Below are 15,240 nucleotides of genomic sequence, written 5' to 3'. Positions count from 1 at the left end.
TTCAGGTTCCCCGGGAGGCAGGTGTCGTGTTCTGGTGGTCGAGACGTTCGAGGCGGCCGGCGGCGATTTGCGCATCCGCCCAGCGCCGCTCCGCGGCGAAGGGATGCCATTCCCAGCCCTCATGGCCGAAGCCGGCGATCGAGACGCGGTCGCCCTCCCCGGCGATCGCGTCGAGCACGTGGGCGATGACGATCAGGCCGGAACTCGGCACCACATAGGGCGGCGGATCGAAGGCCGAAAGTGCGGCGTCGAGCGCCTGGTGGGTCGCGGCCGGAACGACGCTCAGCCGCCGGCCGGTGGCGCGGGCGAAGGTTTCGAAGCCGATCGTGTAGTCGTCGCAGAAATCATCGAGATCGGGATGGCTTGTGGCAAGCGGCGCGCGCATGGCGGCAAACGTTTCCGAAGCCCGCACGCACCAGAATTCCCCCGCTTGTTGCACCGGTTCGCTCGCCTTCCAGCGCCCGCCGCCGAGCATGCCGAGCGCCGGGCGGCCGGTGTTGCAGACGGCGACGACATCGGTCCTCTGCCCGCCGCGGCCCGCCGAGCGGCAATCGTTGAAGCGGATCACCAGGTCGGCGGCATCGATCGCCCCCGCCACGCCTTCGGGGATGCTGCCGTTTCCGACGATGGCGATGCTGCGCGACACCGGCGGCCCTCAGTTTTCCGATTCGTAGACGGTTTTCAGTTCCGCCGTGCGCTTCTGCGTGAGATCGGCGAGGCAGCCGGAAACCAGCATCGGCTCCATCGAGCCGCCACGCGCCGCAAAACCGGCCAATTCGCACTGGCCGTCGCGATAGCCGATCCAGGCCCGCTGCGCGCGCTTCAGCGCATCGACGGCGCCGACATAGTGCTCGCCCATGTCCTTGGCCTGCACGTCCATCTCGCGCGCCGCATCCATCGCCTTCTTGTAGACGGCGTTCAGCTCCGTATCGGCGGTCTCGTAGTCGCGGTGGGCGCAGATGTTCATGTCCATCTGCGTCATGGCGTTATCGCAGTCGACCTCCGGCTCGTTGTCCTGGGCGGCCGCGAAGGTGGCCGGGACGAGAAGGAAGGCGGCGGCAAGAAGGGTCCGGAAATGCAACGCCATGTCAGAGTTTTCCCATCACGCTCTGGCGGAAACCGTAGATCTCGCGCTTGCCGGTGAAGGGAATGAGACGAACCGTGCGCGTCTGCCCCGGCTCGAAGCGCACCGCCGTGCCCGCCGGGATGTCGAGGCGCAGGCCGCGGGTCGTCTCGCGGTCGAAGGCGAGCCCGGCATTGGTTTCGTAGAAATGGTAGTGGCTGCCCACCTGGATCGGCCGGTCGCCGGTATTGGCGACGTCCAGCGTGGTCACCGGCAGGCCGGCATTGAGTTCGATGTCGCCGCTCGCGGCGATGATTTCACCCGGGATCATGGTCTTCCTCTCACGCGGCCTTTGCCGGCCCGCAGCCTTCGGCTTTCAGGACCCGCTTGGTGGATGCCGGATATTTTGCAAGCAGCGCCGCCGGCCGCACCGGCCGGCGCGTGAAGTCGCCGCCGCAATTCGGGCAGGCGCCGCCAAGAACGCCCGTCACGCAATCGGCGCAGAAGGTGCATTCGAAGGTGCAGATCATCGCGTCCAGGCTTTCCGGCGAAAGATCGCGGTCGCAGCATTCGCAGTTGGGCCTGAGGTCGAGCATGGTCCTACCGTATCGGTTCGTGCACGGTCACGAGCTTCGTGCCGTCGGGAAAGGTCGCTTCCACCTGGATGTCGTGGATCATCTCGGGGATGCCCTCCATCACCTGGTCGCGCGTCAGCACATGGGCGCCCGCCTCCATGAGGTCGGCGACGGAGCGGCCGTCGCGCGCGCCCTCGACGACGAAATCGCTGATCAGCGCGATCGCCTCGGGATGGTTGAGCTTCACGCCGCGCTCCAGCCGCCTGCGCGCCACGATCGCCGCCATGGCAATCAGCAGTTTGTCCTTTTCGCGGGGAGTGAGATTCATAGGCAGTCCATCGCTTGATTCCGATCGCGCCTACTATGCAAAGGTTTTGCGCGCGCGACATACGCAAAACAGGAAGGTGGCGCGCGGAGGCAAATCCATAGGATTGCTTAGCGCGCTATAGAGTCCAGACTTTCGGCACGCTCGCGCCGTTACGCAAGTGCGAAATAAGCGGCAGCAGTTTTTTTCTCAGGGCGAAACCGTCGTCCGCCACCAGGCGCGCGACGAGCTTGTCCTGCCAATGGCTGACGCCGCCATCGGTTTCGCTGAGAAGCCGGCGCAGCGGCTCCAGATGGGCTTCCGCCTCCGGCCCGCAAAAGAGCACGGTGGCGAAGGCACGCGCGCCGGCCAGCACAGCGCGCTCGCCCGTCAGCGCCGCCACGTCACCCGAAAGGCACGCCTCCTCCGCATGGATCAGCCTGCCGGCGCGGCGGATGCGCCAGCGGTCACGGAAGAGCCCCGTCTCCATCTGCTCGCCCATCGCCTTGCGGCCGAGCAGGATGGCCTCGACCGCCAGGAAGCGCGCGTCTTCCGCAAGGTCGACCTCCAGCCGGCGGGTGAGCGAGGAGCGATCGAAGAGAATGGTTTCCTGCGGCAGCCAGTCCACCCGCGCGCCGGCGCCGACCTCGATGCGCGTCTCGACCGTCGCGGTGGAGGCGCTCGCCTTGTAGATCCGCTCGCAGGCCTGCGTCGTTGCCGTCAGCCGCGTGCCGGCGGCCGCCGAAAGATACCAGTCGATGCGGTCGCCGCCCGTCAGCCCGCCGGCTGTGTTGATGAGCACGGCCTCCATCGTTCCGTCGAAGGTCTTTGGCAGGCGGATTTTGGCGCAACCATCCTGATAGAGCACGTCGAGGCGCGTGCCGGCGGCGGACGCTTTCGCGGCAAGCCGCCCCTGCCCGCGCGCCCGTTGCGGCCGCGGCAAAGCGCCTTCCCCTTGCTGAACGGGTGGTTGTTCCATGGATGCTGTCATGCCGGCAGGTTCCCCGATGCGGCCCTCCGGCGCAAGCGCTTGCGCGTGCGGGCGGCCATAAAAAAGCCCGGCGCGAAGGCCGGGCTCGAAGCTGAGACGGTCGGGCGGCGTGCATGCGCCGCCCGTCCCGCGTGAGACGATTATTCGTTCTCGACGTAGGTGTACTTGCCGTCTTCACCCTTCTTCCAGGTGTAGAGGACGTAGTCCGGGCGGGTGATGTCGCCCTTTTCGTCGAAGCCGAGTTCGCCGATGGCGGTCTGGAACGGACCCTTCGACTTGATGGCTTCAGCAACAGCCTGCGGATCGATGCCACCGGCAGCCTTGGCGCCTTCAGCGATGACCTGGACGGCAGCATAAGCGTAGAGCGTGTAGGCTTCCGGCTCGAAGCCGGCTGCGCGGAACTTCTCGACGAGGTCCTTGGCAGCTGCGTTCTTGCGCGGATCCGGAGCGAAGGTCATCAGCGTGCCGTCAACGGCGTCGCCAGCGATGGAAGCCAGTTCGTTCGAGACGATACCGTCGCCCGAGATGAACTGAGCCTTCAGGCCCTGGTCGGCAGCCTGGCGCTCGATGAGGCCGAACTCGGTGTGCAGGCCGCCCCAATAGACGACGTTGACGCCGGCTTCCTTCATCTTGGCGATGAGAGCGGAGAAGTCCTTGTCGCCGACGTTGACGCCTTCATAGATCACTTCCGTGATGCCGGCTTCGTTCGTCGCCTTCTTGGTTTCGTCTGCGAGACCCTGGCCGTAAGGCGTCTTGTCGTGCAGAACGGCAACCTTGCCATCCTTGAAGTTTGCAGCGATGAAGGCACCGGCTACCGCGCCCTGCTGGTCGTCACGGCCGCAGGTACGGAAGGTGTTCCACAGACCGCGTTCCGTGTAGGTCGGGTTGGTGGAAGCCGGCGAGATCTGCAGGACGCCGTTTTCAGCGTAGATTTCCGAAGCCGGGATGGAAACGCCCGAGTTGAAGTGGCCGACAACGAACTTCACGCCGTCAGCAACGAACTTGTTGGCAACGGAAACGCCCTGCTTCGGGTCGGAGACGTCGTCGCCGAGCACGATCTTGACCTGCTCGCCGTTGATGCCGCCAGCAGCGTTGATGTCGGCAGCAGCCTGCTCGGCACCCTTCTGGAGCTGTGCGCCGAAGGCAGCGTTCGGGCCGGTCAGCGGGCCGCCGACGCCGATCAGGATGTCGGCCCATGCGTTGCCGCTGAATGCGACCATTGCAGCCAAAGCAACAGCCGACAGGAGAGACTTCTTCATTGTGTTACTCCCAAAATTAAACGCGGGCTCGTTTTCAACCGGTCGCAACACCCGCATCATTGCGCCGATATGCTTTATCCCGCGACCAGGAGGCGGTCGCGGAGTTCCCTCTGGTTATTTAGACTTCCATGAAAAAAGCGACGCCTTTTCATAGAGCCAGTAGTAGTTGTTGGTCATTTGCCGCGTGCGATAGTAGCGGTAACCGAGCGTAGCAAACAACAAAAGCACGGCGGTGTCCACGACATAGTACTGCACCGTCAGCATGCTGCCGTGGAACAAAGCGTGGTGGATGAAGCGGATGGCGACGCCGAGCAGAGCCACGTAGATCAGCAGCGTCGTATAGTTCTGCCAGTTCTCCGCAACGCTCTTGCCGGTGCGCCAGGCAGTCCAGCCGCCCATGATGACGGTGATGAACAGGAACTGCCAGATGGACGGTTCTTCGTAGAGAATTCCCTGCATTTTTTTCTCCTCTCGACCGCCCTAGTGGCGCCCGCCTTCAAGATAGGCGGCGCGCACTTCCGGATTGGCCAGAAGTTCCTTGCCCGAACCGCTCATCGTCACCTGGCCGTTGACCATCACATAGGCCCGGTTGGAGAGCTTGAGGGCGGCGAAGGCGTTCTGCTCGACGAGGAACACGGTCAGACCCTGCTCCTGGTTCAAGACCTTGATGGCGTCGAAGATCTGCTTGATGATCAGCGGTGCCAGACCGAGCGACGGTTCGTCGAGAAGCAGGAGCTTCGGACGCGCCATCAGCGCACGGCCGATGGACAGCATCTGCTGCTCGCCGCCCGAAAGCGTGCCGCCGCGCTGGGCCTGGCGTTCCTTGAGGCGCGGGAAGAGCGTGAAGATCTTCTCCACGTCCTCGTTGAAGAACTTCAGATTGTCGAGGCTCGCGCCCATCTGAAGGTTTTCATAGACCGTCATGCGCGGGAAGATGCGGCGCCCTTCCGGCGATTGCGCAATGCGGCGGCGCGCGATCAGATGCGTCGGCACGCGCGTGATGTCTTCGCCGTCGAAGGTGACCGTGCCGGTGCGCGCCTGCGGGCTGCCGCAGATCGTCATCATCAGCGTCGACTTGCCGGCGCCGTTCGCACCGATCAGGCTGACGATCTCGCCCCTCTTCACCTCGACATTGACACCGGCGAGCGCGCGGATGTTGCCGTAGTAGGTTTCCACGCCCTGGACGCTGAGAAGCGTATCACTCATGCGTGCGACCCTCCCTGCGGGCCTTCGCTCTCGGCGATAACCTCGATCTCTTCAATCACCTCTTCGACCTCATCGTCTTCCACACCGAGATAGGCCGCGATAACCTTCGGATCGTTCTTCACATGGTCCGGCGTGCCGTCGGAAATCTTCTGGCCATATTCGAGCACGACGACGTGGTCGGAGATTTCCATGACCACCGACATGTCGTGCTCGATGAGCAGGATCGACGTGCCGCTGTCTTTGCGGATCGAGCGCAGCAGCTCGTTGAGCGTCAGCGATTCCCGCGGGTTGAGGCCCGCCGCCGGTTCGTCGAGGCATAGGAATTCCGGCCCCGTGCACATGGCGCGGGCGATTTCCAGGCGACGCTGCGCACCGTAGGGAAGGTCGCCGGCCGGATCGTCGGCGCGATCGATGAGGTTCGCCTTCTCCAGCCAGTATTTGGCGATATCGACCGATTCGCCCGCAGCCTTCTTGTAGGTCGGGAAACCGAGCAGGCCGAGGATCGTATAGCCGGACGCCTTCATCAGCATGTTGTGCTGGGCGACGAGCAGGTTTTCCAGCACGGTCAGGCCCGAGAAGAGCCGGATGTTCTGGAAGGTGCGTGCCACCTTCGCATCGCGATTGACCTCGAAGTCGGTCATGCGTTCCAGCAGGAACTCCCGGCCGCCCTTCTGGCGCATGGTGATCATGCCCATGGTCGGCTTGTAGAAGCCGGTCACGCAGTTGAAGACCGTGGTCTTGCCCGCACCGTTCGGGCCGATCAGCGCGGTGATATCGCCGCGATGCGCCTCGAAGGAGAGGTCGTTGATGGCCATGAGGCCACCGAAGCGCATCGAGAGATGCTCGACTTTCAGGATGGGATCGTTCGTCATGGTCTTTGTCGCTGTGTTCGTCGCCACGTTGGTCAGGGTCGCCATCAGCCGTGCCCTTCCTTGGTGAAGCTGCCGGAGACCGCCTTGCGTTCCTTGAGGAACGCGGTCGGCTCACGGCTTCCGACGAAGCCACGCGGCTTCCAGACCATGACCACCACCATCGCGATGCCGAAGATCAGCATGCGGTAGAGTTCCGGCGTGAAGTCCGGGCCGAAGACCGCCTTCAGGAAGGTCATCTCGCGCAGGAGCTCCGTGCCGCCGACCATCACCGCCGCAGCGATCGCGATGCCGACGAGCGAACCCATGCCGCCGAGAACCACGATGGCGAGGATGATCGCCGATTCGAGGAAGACGAAGCTTTCCGGCGAGACGAAGCCCTGGCGCACGGCGAAGAAGGAGCCGGCAAAACCGCCGAACATCGCGCCTATGGAGAAGGCCGTCAGCTTGGTCGTCACCGTGTTGATGCCGAGCGAGCGGCAGGCGATCTCGTCTTCACGCAGCGCTTCCCAGGCCCGGCCGATCGGCATGCGGCGCAGCTTGATCGTCACATAGGCGGTCAACAGCGCGAGCGCGAGGATGAGATAGAACAGGAAGATCTTGTAGTAGGCCGACGACATCGGCAGGTCGAAGGCCTTGGCGAAGTTGTTCGGCGCGCTGACATCGAAGGACCAGATGCCGAAGACCGAGGCTTTCGGAATGCCGGAGACGCCGAAGGTGCCCTTGGTCACTTCCGTCCAGTTGATGAGCACCAGGCGGATGATCTCCCCGAAGGCGAGCGTCACGATGGCGAGATAGTCGCCCTTGAGGCGCAGCACCGGGAAGCCGAGGATCATGCCCCAGAAGGCGGCCAGAATGCCGGCGAGCGGCAGGAGCACCCAGAAGGAGAAGCCGAACTGCTGCGACAGCAGCGCGTAGGAATAGGCGCCCACCGCATAGAAGGCGACATAGCCGAGGTCGAGCAGACCGGCGAGGCCGACCACGATGTTCAGGCCCCAGGCGAGCATCACGTAGATGAGGATCTGGATGCCGAAGTTGTCGACCCACTTCAGCGAGCCCTGCACGCCGAACAGCATGACCATCAGCGGCGGATAGACGAGCAGCGCGACGATCGCGATCTTCGAGAAGTTGCGCTTGAAGAAGCTGACGTCCTCGTCCACCGGCCTGGCCGCGGCGCTCGCCTTGCGGGCTGCCGCCCAGGGCCGCAGATAGGCGACCGAGAGGAAGCGGCCGACGGCGGCGACGATCACGAAGATCGCCAGCAGCCCCCAGCGCTGGTTGATGACCAGCTCGTTGCGGATGTTCTGCGTGGTCTCGAGACCGACGAAGAGGACGAAGAGGCCGAGCGAGATGACGCCGGCATAAAAGCCCTCGCGCAGAGCCTGCGCCGTCAGGTTACCGCCGGCGCGCTCAGACGTGTTTGCAATGTTGGTCATGGATCAAACCTTCTCGACTTCCGGTCGTCCGAGAATACCGGACGGCTTGAAGATCAGGACGATGGCGAGGATGGAGAACGTCGCGACGTCCTTGTAGTCGATGGTGAAGTAGGCGGACCAAAGGCTCTCGATGAGACCGATGAGCAGGCCGCCCAGAACCGCGCCCGGAAGCGAGCCGATGCCGCCCAGAACCGCGGCCGTGAAGGCCTTGACGCCCGGAATGAAGCCGTCGGTGAAGACGGTCACGCCGTAATACATCAGGTACATCGTGCCGGCGACGGCCGCGAGCGAGGCGCCCATGATGAAGGTCACGGAGATCGTCCGGTCGACGTCGATGCCGAGCAGCGCCGCCATCTTGCGGTCCTGTTCGGTCGCCCGTTGCGCTCTACCCAGCGAGGTCTTGTTGACGATGTACCAGAAGGTCGTCAGCAGGATGACCGTCAGCACCATGATGATAAGCTGTTTCAGCGAGATCGAGATGCCGAAGACATTGTAGACCGACGACACCAGCGGCGGGATCGGCTTGTTGCGCGGACCCTGCGTGACCTGGATGAAGTTCGACAGCGCGATCGACATGCCGATGGCGGTGATCAGCGGCGCCAGGCGGAACGAACCGCGCAGCGGCCGGTAGGCCACCTTTTCGATCGTCCAGTTCCACAAAGACGCCGTCAGCATGGCCGCGGCGATCATCACCAGCAGCAGCAAAACGACCGGAAGGCCGGCAAACACGCTGGTGAGGAGAAGGAAGACGATGAGAGCGGCGAACCCGCCCAGCATGAAGATATCGCCATGGGCGAAATTGATCATGCCGATGATGCCGTAAACCATGGTGTAGCCGATGGCTATCAATCCATAGATAGATCCAAGCGTCAGCCCATTGACGAGCTGCTGGACAAAATATTCCATTTGCAATCCCCCGGATGCGGTTCCTGATCGGCCACATCTCTTGTTCTTAACGCTCTTTTTTGAGCTTGTTAGACGAAGGGGATTCCATACCGCTTTCGATACAAAAGGGAAGCCCAAAAAGCCGGGATCGACAATTTCTTTAGCAAGAACGGTTAAATGACGCATTTAACGCCAGGGAAACCAAAAAATCGGCAGGAAAAGCCACGCCCTTGCCCGAAAAGATGCATGAAAGCAGCAGGCGGCGCTGTCCCGTTTTGAGACAGCGCCGCCTGAACGGAACACTCAGCCGCGCATTTTCGCGCCGGAGGCGTCGAACATCGGTTCCGGCTGCGGGCGCGCCGCCAGGATCTCGCCAAGAAGCTCGATCGACCAGCCGCTTTCGACGTCGGCGATCTCCTTCGGCACGTAGCCGACCGCGACGGAAACGCCGGCTGCATGGGCATAACCGCCGGACGTCACCCAGCCGCGCACTTCGCCATTCAGGTAGATCGGTTCATCGCCGATGACATCGGCATCCTTCGCGTCGAGGATGAAGGTGCGCAGGCGCAGCGCGCCGCCTGATTCGCGCTCGGCCTTCGCCGCCGCCTTGCCGATGAAGTCGGCGTCCTTCTTGACCGCCACGAAACGCTCCAGCCCCGCTTCGAGCGGCCCATAGAGCGGGCGGTATTCGCGCGACCAGCTTCCGTAGGATTTTTCGAGGCGGAGCGCGTTGAGCGCGCGCAACCCGAAGAGCTTGATGCCGAATTCGGCGCCGGCCTCAAGAATCAGATCGTAGAGGTAGCGCTGGTATTGCGGCTTCATCCAGATTTCGTAGCCGAGATCGCCGGTATAGCTGACGCGCCCGACGATCGCCGGCGCCATGCCGAGATCCATGCGGCGCACCGCCATGAAGGGGAAGGCCGGGGTCGAAAGGTCCTGGTGCGTCAGATTCTGCATGACGTCACGCGCCTTCGGCCCGGCAATCGCGAGGCCGACGAGCGCGAGGTTGAGCGCTTCGAGCGTCACCGAGCCGTCCTTCGGCAGGTGCGTCTCGAACCACCGCATATGATAGTCCTCGGCGATGCCGGAGCCGATGAGCAGGAAATCCCCCTCGCCGAGCTTTGCCAGCGTGAAATCGCCGATCAGCTTGCCATCGTCCTTCAGCATAGGCGCCAGCGTCATGCGGCCGGTCGCGGGAATGCGGCAGGTGAGCAGCCGGTCGAGCCAGGCTTCTGCGCCCTCCCCCTTCACCGCATATTTGGCGAAGCCCGATGTCTCCATCAGGCCGACGCTCTCGCGCACTGCTTTCGCTTCCGCGCCGACGGTGTCGAAGTCCGTCGAACGGCGCCACGAGAAATGATCCTCGACGCCTTTTGGCGCAAACCACAGCGGCTGTTCAAGGCCATAGGAGGCGCCGAAGACGGCACCGGCCTCCTTCAGCTTGTCGTAGATCGGCGTCGTCAGCAGAGGCCGGCCGGCCGGCAGCTCCTCGTTCGGATAGCGGATCGAGAAGCGGCGCGAATAGTTTTCGCGCACCTTGGCATTGGTATAGGCGAGCGTCGCGAAGTCGCCGTAGCGGGAAACGTCCATGGCGAAGACATCGAAGCCCGGATCGCCGTGGATCATCCAGTTGGCGAGCGCCAGCCCCACGCCGCCGCCCTGGCTGAAGCCCGCCATGACGGCGCAGGCCGACCAGTAATTCGTCATGCCGCGCACCGGGCCGACCAGCGGATTGCCATCCGGCGAGAAGGTGAAGGGGCCGTTGATGATCTTCTTGATGCCCGCCTTGTTGAAGGCTGGGAAATGGCGGAAGCCGACTTCCAGTTCCGGCGTGATTCGCTCGATATCCTCTGCCAGAAGCTCGTGGCCGAAATTCCAGGGCGTGGTGAGCGGCGACCACGGGCGGCAGGCCTTTTCATAGGTGCCCATCAGCATGCCGTTGCGCTCCTGGCGGAGATAGATTTCCCCGTCGAAGTCGACGCAGTGCATCAGCTCCTTGCCGCGCGTCTGGTTGAACTCGATGACCTCGGGCATGTCCTCGGTGATGAGATACATGTGCTCCATGGCGAGCACCGGCAGCTCCAGCCCCACCATGCGGCCCACCTCGCGCGCCCAGAGGCCACCGCAATTGACGACATGTTCGGCGATGATTTCGCCCTTGTCGGTGATGACGCGCCAGGTGCCGTCCTCTCGCTGCACGAGGTCTTCCACCTTGGTGTGCAGGTAGATGTCGGCGCCGTTCTTCTTGGCCGATTTCGCATAGGCATGCGTCGTGCCGTAGGGGTCGAGATGGCCTTCGACGGGATCGAACACCGCGCCGACGAACTGGTCGGGATCGAGCAGCGGCATCAGGTCATGCGCTTCCTTCGGCGTCAGCAGATGGGCGTCGAGGCCCATGTAGCGGCCCTTGGCGAGGATCGACTTCATCCAGTCGAACCGGTCCTTGGTGGACGCCAGCATCATGCCGGAGGTCATGTGCAGGCCGATATCCTGGCCGGAATAGTCCTGGATCTCCTTGTAGAGCTCCACCGTATATTTCTGCAGCTTGGCGACGTTCGGGTCGCCATTGATCGTGTGCATGCCGCCGGCCGCATGCCAGGTCGAGCCGGAGGTCAGCTCCGAGCGCTCGACGAGCACGACATCGGTCCAGCCGAATTTGGTGAGATGATAGAGGACGGAACAGCCGACGACGCCGCCCCCGATGACGACGACCCTTGCATGGCTCTTCATGAAAAACTCCGGCTTTCGGCGGGTTGAAGGGAATTGCTGCGAACGAAGCGCAGCCTATTTTGTCCCGCGGATGCCCGACAAGCCCGTGGTGCGAAACCTCATGTCGCTTTGCCGATTTTGTCAGCGCGTGGCGAAATCCACCGACAGGTCGAAGCTCCGCGCCATCACCTTCAGGTCGCCCACCAGCGCCTCGGCGAAGCTGCGCATCACGATGAGATCGAAGCTCGCCTCACCCGTGCGGGCGAGGTTGACCGAGAGATGGTTGCACAGGACGTTCGCCGCGCGGCCGACCGGAAAGGCCTCGGGATGCAGATCGACAGCGATGCCGTTCGCCAGGATGCGCGCGGCATCCGGGCCGGAAAGCGTCAGCGCGACGCGGCCATGGCTCTGGTCGGCGACGAAGGCGAAATGGCCGAGGCGCAGGCCGAGTTCGGCGGCGAGCGTTTCCGGCGCGTGCACCTCGGACAGCACGAGCCATTCGCCGGGGCCGGAAAAGCGGGCCTCGAACTCGCCGTTCGCAACCAGGATGCCCGCCGCCTCCGCCGTCTGGCCGGGCGCCGCCAGCACCGTGGCGATCGCCGTCGTGCGGTGGGCAGCGAGGTGATTGAGCCGCCGCTCGGAAATCGCACCAATCATGCCATCCAGCGCATGCACCGCCTGATAATCGTAAGCCATCGCCCTCACCTCACGCCATCAGCTTGCGGTTTTCCGGATCGACGAAGACCGGATCGCAGACCTCCGCCATCGCCTCGACGCCGCGCAACTGGTCCCAAACCACGATTTTCTCGCCGTAACGCTCACGGCCGGACTTGAGGAAGCCAAGCGCAATGTGGCTGCCGAGCGTCGGCGAAAAGCAGGCGGAACTCACCCAGCCTTGGTCGTTCAGCGTCGAAGGCTTCGCGCCGTCCTTCAGCAGGTGCGCGCCGGCGCGCATGTCCTTGTCCGCCTCCAGCGCCCGAAGGCCGACGAGCTGGGCGCGGTCCGCCGCCGTCAGGCCGAATCGCGTCGACAGCCGCTTGCCGATGAAATCCGGCTTGGCCGAACCCATCATGCGGCCAAGGCCCGCATCGTCGGGCGTCACGCGGCCGTCGAGTTCGGCATGGGTGACATGCCCCTTCTCGATGCGCAGCACGTTTAGCGCCTCGACACCATAGGCGCAAAGCCCGTGCGGCTGACCCGCCCGCATCAGCGCATCCGCCACCGCCTCGCCATAGCCCGCCGGCACCGCCAGCTCATAGGCAAGCTCGCCGGAGAAAGAAATGCGGAAGAGCCGCGCCTTCAGATTGCCCTTCAGCCGCACCTCGCGGGCGGCGAGGAACGGGAAAGCGGCAGGCGACAGGTCGTCCTCGACAACGGCTTGCAGGATGGCGCGCGCCTTCGGCCCGGCAATCGACATCTGCGCCCATTGGTCGGAGACGGAGAGGAAGCGCACGCGCAGTTCCGGCCACAGCACCTGCGCGGCGAACTCCATATGCGAGAGCACGCCGCCCGCAAGGGCCGTCGTGGTCGTGACGAGGAAATGCTCCTCCGCCAGCCGGCTCACCGTGCCGTCATCATAGACCATGCCGTCCTCACGCAGCATCAGGCCATAGCGGGCCTTGCCGACGGGCAGTTTCAGCACGGGATTGCAATAGAGCCGGTTCAGGAACTCGGCCGCATCCGGCCCGAAAACCTCGATTTTTCCGAGCGTCGAGACATCGCAGAGGCCGGCATTTTCGCGAACATTCCTGACTTCCCGGTCGATGCTGTCGCGCCAGGTCTTTTCGCCCGCTTTCGGGAACCAGGAGGAACGATACCAAAGCCCGGCATCGATGAAGACCGCGCCGTTGCGCGCCGCCCAGCCATGCAGCGGCGAGCGGCGGGTCGGCATGTTGTGTTCGCCGACCGATGTGCCGGCGAGCGCGCCGAAGGAGACGGGCGTGTAGAACGGCCGGAAGGTGGTGGTGCCGACCTCGGCGGGGCTGACGCCGCGCATGGTCGCGAGAATGCCGATGGCATTGATGTTGCCGAGCTTGCCCTGGTCCGTCGCCATGCCGCCCGTCGTGTAGCGCTTGGCGTGTTCGACATGGCCGAACCCTTCGCGCACGGCAAGGCCGAGATCCTTGGTGTGAACGTCGTTCTGGAAATCGACAAAGGCCTTGGATTTCGCCCCCGGCACATGCCAGAGCGCCGTGAAAGACGGATCGATCTCCTCGCCGATGGAAGGGCGCTCGAAGCCGGCGACCGGCCGCCCGAGGCTCTCCACGATGGCCGACGCCTTGCGCGCGCCATCCTCGAAACATTCCGACAGGCGATAATGCCCTGCCGCTGCACCGGCCATCACCAGCCCCGCACCCGCTTCCGGCGCGAGAAACGCTTGCAAGGCCTCCGACCAGGCCGCCTTGCCGCCGCGCTGGCAGGCGAGGTGGATCACGGGGCTCCAGCCGCCGGACATCGCCACGGCATCGCAGGCGATCAACTCTTCGAAGCCGCCGCGATCGGTGACGACCGCGCGGACACGCTGGCGCCCCTTCGTATCGATGATGGAGCCGCCGCGAACCAGCCGCACGCCAGCCGGCGCGCTGTCGGCGGCATCCGCGCGGCTATCGATGAGGGCCGCGACCTCGATGCCATGAGCGACGAGATCCTGCGCCGTGCGATAACCGGACGCGCCGTTGGTGAACACCGCGACGGACTTGCCGGCAGCCACGCCAAAGCGGTTGGCATAGGTGCTGACAGCGCTCGCCGTCATGATGCCCGGCCTGTCGTTGCCGCCGAAGACCAGCGGCCGTTCTTCCGCGCCGGTGGCGAGGATCGCGTGCTTCGCCACGATGCGCCACAGGCGCTCGACGGGCTTGCCGGGATCGATGGTCACGCCGTGCTTCTGCACCCGCTCGACCGCGCCGAAGACATTGTCGTCGTACCAGCCGAACACCGTGGTGCGCGGCAGGAGGGTGACATTCGCATGGTTCTGGAGCTCGTCGATGGCGCGCCGGGCAAAGACATAGGGCGCCTCGCCATCCAGCTTCGTCGCCTCGGAGAGCAACGCGCCGCCGAGAACGAAATCCTGCTCGGCGAGAAGGACGCGCAAGCCGGACCGGGCGGCCGTGAGCGCCGCGGCAAGGCCGGCCGGGCCGGAGCCGACGACGAGCAGGTCGCAATGCGCCCAGCTTTTCTCATAGCTATCCGGATCACGCGGCAGGCTCGTGCGGCCGAGCCCGGCGGCGCGGCGGATCAGCGGCTCATAGACCTTTTCCCAGAAGGCGGCGGGCCACATGAAGGTCTTGTAGTAGAAGCCGGCCGAAAGGAAGCGCGACATCAGGTTGTTCACCGCGCCGATATCATAGGTGAGGCTAGGCCAGCGGTTCTGGCTCACGGCTTCGACGCCATCGTAGAGTTCGGCGCCGGTCGCTTTGGTGTTCGGATCGCGCCGCTCGCCCGTGCCGATGGTCACCAGCGCATTCGGTTCGGACGGCCCGGCCGTCACGATGCCGCGCGGGCGGTGGTACTTGAAGCTGCGGGCAACGAGCAGGCGGTCATTGGCGATGAGCGCCGAGGCGAGCGTATCGCCGGCATGGCCGGTGAGCGCGGTGCCATCGAAGGAGAAGCGCACGGCATGGCTGCGGTCGACGAGGCCGCCGGTGGCGAGGCGATAGGCGGTCATCGTTCGCCTCCCCTTGCCGCCGCGGCATCGCTGACGGAAAACACCTCATGGGTAAAATTGTCCCGCTCCACCACCAGCCAGCGCCGGCAGCCGGCGACATGCTGCCAATGTTCGCGGACGCGGCCGCGCGGATTGGCGCGCACATGCACATAATCGTTCCACACGTCGTCGCCAGCCATCGGCGCGGGACGAACCGGCGTCGCATCCCCGCGGATGAAAAACTCTTCCTTGGCGCGGGTGCCGCAATGCGGACAGGAAATCAGGCTTGCCATCACTCAC

General features: G+C 64.3%; 16 protein-coding genes. All 16 read right to left on the bottom strand.

The genetic code is table 11. The features are described 5' to 3' along the window. Position 1: 1 nt before the first annotated feature. The 16 genes from AC1Q6Z_RS02605 to AC1Q6Z_RS02530 all read right to left on the bottom strand — a co-directional run bounded on the left by AC1Q6Z_RS02605 (position 2) and on the right by AC1Q6Z_RS02530 (position 15,233). Positions 2-646 carry a glycosyltransferase family 29 protein gene (locus AC1Q6Z_RS02605; RefSeq protein WP_492646621.1) on the bottom strand — a complete coding sequence of 215 codons (645 nt, stop codon included), beginning with the start codon at positions 644-646 and terminating at the stop codon, positions 2-4. Between the two features lie 9 nt (positions 647-655). Then, entirely contained in the window at positions 656-1,087 is a 432-nt protein-coding gene (locus AC1Q6Z_RS02600) for a lysozyme inhibitor LprI family protein (protein WP_439616005.1), read from the bottom strand. A gap of 1 nt (position 1,088) precedes the next feature. Beyond that, positions 1,089-1,394 (bottom strand): urease subunit beta, encoded by a 306-nt coding sequence (locus tag AC1Q6Z_RS02595; RefSeq protein WP_327508573.1) that lies wholly within the window; start codon positions 1,392-1,394, stop codon positions 1,089-1,091. Positions 1,395-1,404: 10 nt separating this feature from the next. Then, entirely contained in the window at positions 1,405-1,659 is a 255-nt protein-coding gene (locus tag AC1Q6Z_RS02590) for a DUF1272 domain-containing protein (RefSeq protein WP_492646620.1), read from the bottom strand. 4 nt (positions 1,660-1,663) lie between these two features. Further along, positions 1,664-1,966, bottom strand: coding sequence for an urease subunit gamma (locus AC1Q6Z_RS02585; RefSeq protein WP_256121068.1), 303 nt, complete (start codon positions 1,964-1,966; stop codon positions 1,664-1,666). Between the two features lie 115 nt (positions 1,967-2,081). Next, positions 2,082-2,921, bottom strand: a complete 840-nt coding sequence (locus tag AC1Q6Z_RS02580) for an urease accessory protein UreD (protein ID WP_492646619.1) — start codon at positions 2,919-2,921, stop codon at positions 2,082-2,084. A 152-nt stretch (positions 2,922-3,073) separates the two neighbouring features. Then, positions 3,074-4,192, bottom strand: a complete 1,119-nt coding sequence (locus tag AC1Q6Z_RS02575) for a branched-chain amino acid ABC transporter substrate-binding protein (protein WP_256121066.1) — start codon at positions 4,190-4,192, stop codon at positions 3,074-3,076. 114 nt (positions 4,193-4,306) lie between these two features. Beyond that, positions 4,307-4,651, bottom strand: a complete 345-nt coding sequence (locus AC1Q6Z_RS02570; RefSeq protein WP_256121065.1) for a DUF6867 family protein — start codon at positions 4,649-4,651, stop codon at positions 4,307-4,309. A 21-nt stretch (positions 4,652-4,672) separates the two neighbouring features. Continuing rightward, positions 4,673-5,398 (bottom strand): ABC transporter ATP-binding protein, encoded by a 726-nt coding sequence (locus AC1Q6Z_RS02565; protein WP_256121064.1) that lies wholly within the window; start codon positions 5,396-5,398, stop codon positions 4,673-4,675. Further along, positions 5,395-6,315: an ABC transporter ATP-binding protein gene (locus AC1Q6Z_RS02560; RefSeq protein WP_439616003.1), complete on the bottom strand. Its 921-nt coding sequence runs from the start codon at positions 6,313-6,315 to the stop codon at positions 5,395-5,397. Before AC1Q6Z_RS02560 ends, AC1Q6Z_RS02565 begins: the two co-directional genes overlap by 4 nt. Continuing rightward, the gene (livM, locus tag AC1Q6Z_RS02555; RefSeq protein WP_492646618.1) at positions 6,315-7,703 is read right to left on the bottom strand and encodes a high-affinity branched-chain amino acid ABC transporter permease LivM; all 1,389 of its coding nucleotides are present in this window, start codon (positions 7,701-7,703) and stop codon (positions 6,315-6,317) included. The genes AC1Q6Z_RS02560 and livM overlap by 1 nt, the downstream gene beginning before the upstream one ends. A 3-nt stretch (positions 7,704-7,706) precedes the next feature. Continuing rightward, on the bottom strand, positions 7,707-8,609 hold the full coding sequence (locus AC1Q6Z_RS02550) for a branched-chain amino acid ABC transporter permease (RefSeq protein WP_256121061.1): 903 nt from the start codon (positions 8,607-8,609) through the stop codon (positions 7,707-7,709). 282 nt (positions 8,610-8,891) lie between these two features. Then, positions 8,892-11,318, bottom strand: coding sequence for a GcvT family protein (locus AC1Q6Z_RS02545; protein WP_492646617.1), 2,427 nt, complete (start codon positions 11,316-11,318; stop codon positions 8,892-8,894). 120 nt (positions 11,319-11,438) lie between these two features. Then, the gene (locus AC1Q6Z_RS02540; protein WP_492646616.1) at positions 11,439-11,993 is read right to left on the bottom strand and encodes a sarcosine oxidase subunit gamma; all 555 of its coding nucleotides are present in this window, start codon (positions 11,991-11,993) and stop codon (positions 11,439-11,441) included. 10 nt (positions 11,994-12,003) lie between these two features. Beyond that, positions 12,004-14,961: a sarcosine oxidase subunit alpha family protein gene (locus tag AC1Q6Z_RS02535; protein ID WP_492646615.1), complete on the bottom strand. Its 2,958-nt coding sequence runs from the start codon at positions 14,959-14,961 to the stop codon at positions 12,004-12,006. After that, complete coding sequence (locus AC1Q6Z_RS02530) at positions 14,958-15,233, bottom strand: sarcosine oxidase subunit delta (protein ID WP_492646614.1); 276 nt, start codon at positions 15,231-15,233, stop codon at positions 14,958-14,960. The genes AC1Q6Z_RS02535 and AC1Q6Z_RS02530 overlap by 4 nt, the downstream gene beginning before the upstream one ends. Between the last annotated feature and the right edge of the window lie 7 nt (positions 15,234-15,240).

This window comes from Shinella sp. GW835-FHT14H05 (assembly GCF_058793575.1).
The sequence above is the reverse complement of the archived record's forward strand: the minus strand, read 5'-3'. Positions and strand labels throughout refer to the sequence as shown.

Coding starts and splice junctions, on each gene's coding strand:
- AC1Q6Z_RS02600 (WP_439616005.1), bottom strand. CDS start 1,087: ATGGCGTTGCATTTCCGGACCCTTCTTGCCGCCGCCTTCCTTCTCGTC.
- AC1Q6Z_RS02595 (WP_327508573.1), bottom strand. CDS start 1,394: ATGATCCCGGGTGAAATCATCGCCGCGAGCGGCGACATCGAACTCAAT.
- AC1Q6Z_RS02590 (WP_492646620.1), bottom strand. CDS start 1,659: ATGCTCGACCTCAGGCCCAACTGCGAATGCTGCGACCGCGATCTTTCG.
- AC1Q6Z_RS02585 (WP_256121068.1), bottom strand. CDS start 1,966: ATGAATCTCACTCCCCGCGAAAAGGACAAACTGCTGATTGCCATGGCG.
- AC1Q6Z_RS02580 (WP_492646619.1), bottom strand. CDS start 2,921: ATGGAACAACCACCCGTTCAGCAAGGGGAAGGCGCTTTGCCGCGGCCG.
- AC1Q6Z_RS02575 (WP_256121066.1), bottom strand. CDS start 4,192: ATGAAGAAGTCTCTCCTGTCGGCTGTTGCTTTGGCTGCAATGGTCGCA.
- AC1Q6Z_RS02570 (WP_256121065.1), bottom strand. CDS start 4,651: ATGCAGGGAATTCTCTACGAAGAACCGTCCATCTGGCAGTTCCTGTTC.
- AC1Q6Z_RS02565 (WP_256121064.1), bottom strand. CDS start 5,398: ATGAGTGATACGCTTCTCAGCGTCCAGGGCGTGGAAACCTACTACGGC.
- AC1Q6Z_RS02560 (WP_439616003.1), bottom strand. CDS start 6,315: ATGGCGACCCTGACCAACGTGGCGACGAACACAGCGACAAAGACCATG.
- livM (WP_492646618.1), bottom strand. CDS start 7,703: ATGACCAACATTGCAAACACGTCTGAGCGCGCCGGCGGTAACCTGACG.
- AC1Q6Z_RS02550 (WP_256121061.1), bottom strand. CDS start 8,609: ATGGAATATTTTGTCCAGCAGCTCGTCAATGGGCTGACGCTTGGATCT.
- AC1Q6Z_RS02545 (WP_492646617.1), bottom strand. CDS start 11,318: ATGAAGAGCCATGCAAGGGTCGTCGTCATCGGGGGCGGCGTCGTCGGC.
- AC1Q6Z_RS02540 (WP_492646616.1), bottom strand. CDS start 11,993: ATGGCTTACGATTATCAGGCGGTGCATGCGCTGGATGGCATGATTGGT.
- AC1Q6Z_RS02535 (WP_492646615.1), bottom strand. CDS start 14,961: ATGACCGCCTATCGCCTCGCCACCGGCGGCCTCGTCGACCGCAGCCAT.
- AC1Q6Z_RS02530 (WP_492646614.1), bottom strand. CDS start 15,233: ATGGCAAGCCTGATTTCCTGTCCGCATTGCGGCACCCGCGCCAAGGAA.